Source organism: Microcystis sp., assembly GCF_048564745.1.
In the GTDB taxonomy this organism is placed as follows: domain Bacteria; phylum Cyanobacteriota; class Cyanobacteriia; order Cyanobacteriales; family Microcystaceae; genus Microcystis; species Microcystis ichthyoblabe_A.
Map to the genome: position 1 here is coordinate 1 of NZ_JBLZRT010000052.1, position 4911 is coordinate 4911.

Genomic DNA, 4911 nt, shown 5'->3' on the forward strand with positions numbered 1-4911 from the left:
TCCAGATCTCAACAAAATTGAAAAGTTCTGGGCTAGATTGAAAAACTATGTTAGTCAGATTATCAATGATAGTGAAAACCTTGTGGATGCTGTGAGTAAAGCCTTCAGGCATCTGTCCTAACTAACTCGTTCTATGCCATAGAAATAATTGAAGTGTATAAAACTTAAAATCCTAGTCCATCAAACAATCATAAAAATCATAGTTTAGACGTTTTCATCAAGCATTTTTGGGGCTACGGTTCCAAAATTCGGGCTAGTCAAAGACTAAACCCGAACTTGACCGAGTTTTTTAATCCTCTAAACTAATCTTGACCGGATTAACTTTCCAAATCTCTTGACAATATTCCCAGATTGTGCGATCGCTAGAGAATTTAGCCATGCGAACCGAGTTAAGAATCGACATCCGCGTCCACTTGTCCCGATCGCGATAAGCTTCACTTACCTGTTCCTGACAATCAGCGTAGGATTGATAATCAGCTAAAAGCATATACTGGTCATCGTAGAGGAGAGAATCGACGATCGGCCTGAATAATTCCTGGTCACCATGGCTAAAATAACCACTCTTGATTCGATCGATCACTCCCTTCAATTCGCGATTATTTTTGTAATAGCTCATCGGTTCATAACCGTGGGCTTTCTTAGCATAAACTTCTCCTGCTGTCAAGCCAAAAAGGAAGAAATTTTCTGCCCCGGCTTCCTCGCGGATTTCGATATTAGCGCCGTCCAGAGTCCCGATGGTGAGGGAGCCATTCATGGCAAACTTCATGTTACCGGTTCCGGAAGCTTCCTTACCCGCCGTGGAAATCTGTTCGGACAGATCCGCCGCCGGATAGATGCGTTGACCCAAAGAAACGTTAAAGTTAGGCAGGAAAACCAATTTTAAACGACCTCTGACATCAGGATCCTTATTAACAATTTCAGCTACAGCATTAGTTAACTTAATAATTAACTTAGCCATAAAGTAACCGGGGGCTGCCTTACCACCAAAGATAAAAGTGCGCGGCACAATATCGATCTGAGGGTTCTGTTTAATGCGATTATAAAGGGCGATAATGTGCAGAACTGCCAGATGTTGGCGTTTGTATTCGTGAATCCGTTTTACCTGCACATCGAAAATCGAATTAACATCCACCTCGATATTGCGGGTTTTCAGCATATAAGCCGCTAAATCGGCCTTATTCGCCTGTTTAATTTCATACCAACGCTGACGGAATTCAGGATCATCAAGGTATTGTTCCAGTTTTCGCAATTCCTTCAGGTCTTTTAACCAATTATCGCCGATTTTTTCGGTAAATAGTGCCGATAATTGGGGATTGCTCAATAAAATCCACCGGCGCGGGGTGACACCATTGGTTTTATTGTAGAATTTTTCTGGCCAGAGCATGGCAAACTCTTTCAGGGTGTCTTTTTGCAGCAACTCGGTGTGTAAGGCAGCGACTCCGTTAATCGAGTGACTACCCACACAGGCTAAATTAGCCATGCGAATTTGTTTATTACCCCAACCAGCTTCTTCAACTATCGACAATTTGCCCAATAATTCCTCGTTATCGGGAAACCAAGTCCGCACATCCTCAAGGAAAAAGTGATTGATCAGGTAGATAATTTCTAGATGTCGGGGCAGCAATTTCCCGATCAGATCCGCCGACCAACGTTCTAGGGCTTCCGGCAATAGGGTATGATTGGTATAAGCGAAGGTTTTTTGGGTAATTGCCCAAGCTTTTGACCATTCTAAGCCGTTTTCATCCACTAACAAACGCATTAACTCAGCGATCGCAATGGCGGGGTGAGTGTCGTTCAGTTGAATAGCGGCGGTTTCGTGGAAGTTTTGCAGATTTTTGTGGCTTTTTAGGTGAATGCGAATTAAATCTTGCAGGGAAGCGGCCACAAAAAAGTATTGTTGGGCGAGACGTAATTCGCGACCGGCGGGGGTGTTATCGTTGGGATAAAGGACTTTAGAAATGGTTTCCGCGTCCATTTTTTCAGCCACGGATTGATCGTATAATCCGGCGTTAAAAGCCTCAAAATTAAACGATTCACTCGCTTCTGCTTTCCAGAGACGCAAAGCGTTAACCGTGTTGGTTTTATAACCCGGGACGGGGGTATCGTGGGGAATGGCTAAAACCCGACGTTCCGGCAGCCATTGTACCCGTTCTTGTCCCTTATCATCGTGATAGATTTCCGTCCGGCCACCCAGTTTTACTTCCACACTTTCATCGGGACGGGGTAGTTCCCAAGGATTGCCGAAGCGTAGCCAGTTATCGGGGATTTCCACCTGCCAACCGTCTTGGATCATTTGATGGAAAATGCCAAATTCGTAGCGGATACCGTAACCGATGGCGGGAATTTCTAGGGAAGCGAGGGAATCGAGGAAACAAGCCGCTAAACGCCCTAAACCGCCGTTTCCCAGGCCGGGATCCGGTTCCTGTTCGATAATTTCCTCAAAATCAAGACCTAATTCCTCGATCATCTCTTTGATCAGGTCATAAATACCCAAATTAGCGAGATTATTGCCTAAATACCGCCCCATGAGAAATTCGGCGGAGAAATAGCAGACGAGTTTAACTTTTTCTTGTTTGTAGGTATCGGTGGATTTCAGAAAACGACGCAGCAGGCGATCGCGAACGGTGTAGGCAAGGGCGACATAGTAATTGTAGGGACTGGCATTAGTGCGGTTAACCCCTTGCAAATAAAACAAATTGTCCAGAAAAGCCCGTTTTAGGGTTTCGGGACTCATGCCCGTGCGATCATCTTCGACTAAAGTGGGGCATTGAAGTGCTTCAGTCCCATCAGCTAGGGTGTAGGTTGTCTCCATCGGTTTTTGTTGTCCATATATTCGGGAGTCGATCGCCGATCAGATTCTGATGACGATATCCTTTATAGTTTACTTGTTACCTTTTGGAGAGACTCAGACATTTAGATTTCTATTGGTTTTGAGGGGAACGGCGATCGCAATTGCCGCCAAAAAAAGGGTGAACCCTGTTCACCCTCCCACAATTATTCACAAAAAAAGCTTAATAGCGTTTTTTTCTGTCACCACCACCACCATTGAAGGGCGCACGCTCTTCACGCTCGCGGGCCTGGTTAACTTTAATTGCTCGTCCCATCCATTCAGCACCATCCAGGGCGGCAATTGCGGCGGTTTCCTGGGCTTTATTTTCCATTTCCACGAAGGCGAAACCGCGTTTGCGGCCTGTCTCACGATCCACGGGAATATGGACTCTTTGAACCTTGCCGTAGTCTGTAAAAACTTCGGTTAGATCATCTTGGGAAATCTCGTAAGAGAGATTACCAACAAAAATAGACATAATACTTGAATCCTCGATCAATACTCAAAACGGTGTGGAGACACAAAATTCAGGGAGAAGCCGAACAATACTAAAGTAAAAGACTTACCGAGTTAATACTGAAAACGAACTTGAACACCAATCTTGACTCTCGCCTCGATCATAACACAGAAAGAGTCGATCGCCGATCAGAATCTGATGACGATATCCTTTATAGTTTACTTGTTACCTTTTAGAGAGACTCAGACATTTAGATTTCTATTGGTTTTGAGCGAAACGGCGATTGTCGACAAAAAAAGGGTGAACCCTGTTCACCCTCCCACAATTATTCACAAAAAAAGCTTAATAGCGTTTTTTTCTGTCACCACCACCACCATTGAAGGGCGTGCGCTCTTCACGCTCGCGGGCTTCGTTAACTTTAATTGCTCGTCCCATCCATTCAGCACCATCCAGTGCCTCAATCGCTTTGGCTTCCTGGGCTTTATTTTCCATTTCCACGAAGGCAAAACCGCGTTTGCGGCCTGTCTCTTTGTCAACGGGAATATGGACTCTTTGGACCTTGCCGTAGTCTTGAAAGACCTCGACCAGATTTTCTTGGGAAATCTCGTAAGAGAGATTACCAACAAAAATAGACATAATACTTGAATCCTCGATCAATACTCGAAACGGTGTGGAGACACAAAATTCAGGGAGAAGCCGAACAATACTAAAGTAAAAGACTTACCGGATTAATACTGGAAACGAACTTGAACACTAATCTTGACTCTCGCCCCAATCATAACACGAAAAGACTAGAGTTAATGTTAACTTTTATTCTCCGGGGAAAGAGACTGTTTTGGCTATCGGTGGCTACTCCCTCAACCCTGAGCTTTTTTCTCCCGACGAAATAACCAAATCATCAGGGCCACCACACCGATTTGTAGGGCAAAATTGGGTAAGGCGGTGGCTACGTCCCTACCTGCCGCTAATTGGGCTAGAAAAACCACCGCACCGATAAAACCAGAAGCACCTAAACCGAGATAGATAAACTGCCGCAGACCTCGGTAGGGATTAGCCGCTTCCTCTTTCAAGCGGGCGTATTTTTGGGGATCGAGTCGAGGGGATTTGCTCATAAAAAAATTTTTCTAGCTCTGTATCTATTGTCCGTGATATAATCGGAAATTGGCAATGTGCCGATGTAGCTCAGTGGTAGAGTAGTTGATTCGTAATCAATTGGTCGTGGGTTCAAATCCCATCATCGGCTTGGGGTTTTACCTCCCGGAAGTTGACTAAGAAATACTGGTACAGTGGTTAAATGCCTTGATTTTGTTCCGGCTATGCCAAAACCCCCCCCTAGGGTAACGCCTTTGCCGGGGATTTGCGGCTCTCTTGGGTTTGGTGGGTAAAATCTATTCTCAGATACATTTCTGCTGGCGAGCGAATGAAACGAACCACAAAGACACAAAGGACACAAAGATTGATCGCTCCTATATAAGTTAAACTTATCACACCAAGGGGAAGAGAGCCGATTTACTTCAATAAGCCATTTTAGCAGCAAACAAGAGGTAAAAGAGTGGCTCTTCTGGTTTCTGTGTGGAAACGAGGTCTATACTGATAGTTTCTTCGACAAAATAGTCCTAAAAGTGTT

The 4911-nt window shown here is 44.7% G+C and carries 4 protein-coding genes and 1 tRNA gene; 1 reads left to right on the plus strand and 4 read right to left on the minus strand.

Annotation, left to right across the window (positions count from 1 at the left end; genetic code table 11):
- Nucleotides 1-289: 289 nt before the first annotated feature.
- From ACOCD9_RS07870 to ACOCD9_RS07885, 4 genes are all read right to left on the minus strand, one after another.
- A complete protein-coding gene (locus tag ACOCD9_RS07870; RefSeq protein WP_419547010.1) occupies nt 290-2812 on the minus strand; it encodes a glycogen/starch/alpha-glucan phosphorylase in 2523 nt (840 codons plus the stop codon).
- A 199-nt stretch (nt 2813-3011) separates the two neighbouring features.
- Nucleotides 3012-3305 (minus strand): RNA recognition motif domain-containing protein, encoded by a 294-nt coding sequence (locus ACOCD9_RS07875; protein WP_287703377.1) that lies wholly within the window; start codon nt 3303-3305, stop codon nt 3012-3014.
- A gap of 321 nt (nt 3306-3626) precedes the next feature.
- Nucleotides 3627-3920, minus strand: coding sequence for an RNA recognition motif domain-containing protein (locus tag ACOCD9_RS07880; RefSeq protein WP_419547012.1), 294 nt, complete (start codon nt 3918-3920; stop codon nt 3627-3629).
- A gap of 221 nt (nt 3921-4141) precedes the next feature.
- Complete coding sequence (locus ACOCD9_RS07885) at nt 4142-4396, minus strand: DUF3493 domain-containing protein (protein ID WP_409817421.1); 255 nt, start codon at nt 4394-4396, stop codon at nt 4142-4144.
- A gap of 59 nt (nt 4397-4455) precedes the next feature.
- Between ACOCD9_RS07885 and ACOCD9_RS07890 the strand changes: the two genes are divergently transcribed.
- A tRNA-Thr gene (locus ACOCD9_RS07890) sits at nt 4456-4527 on the plus strand.
- The last annotated feature ends 384 nt before the right edge of the window (nt 4528-4911 follow it).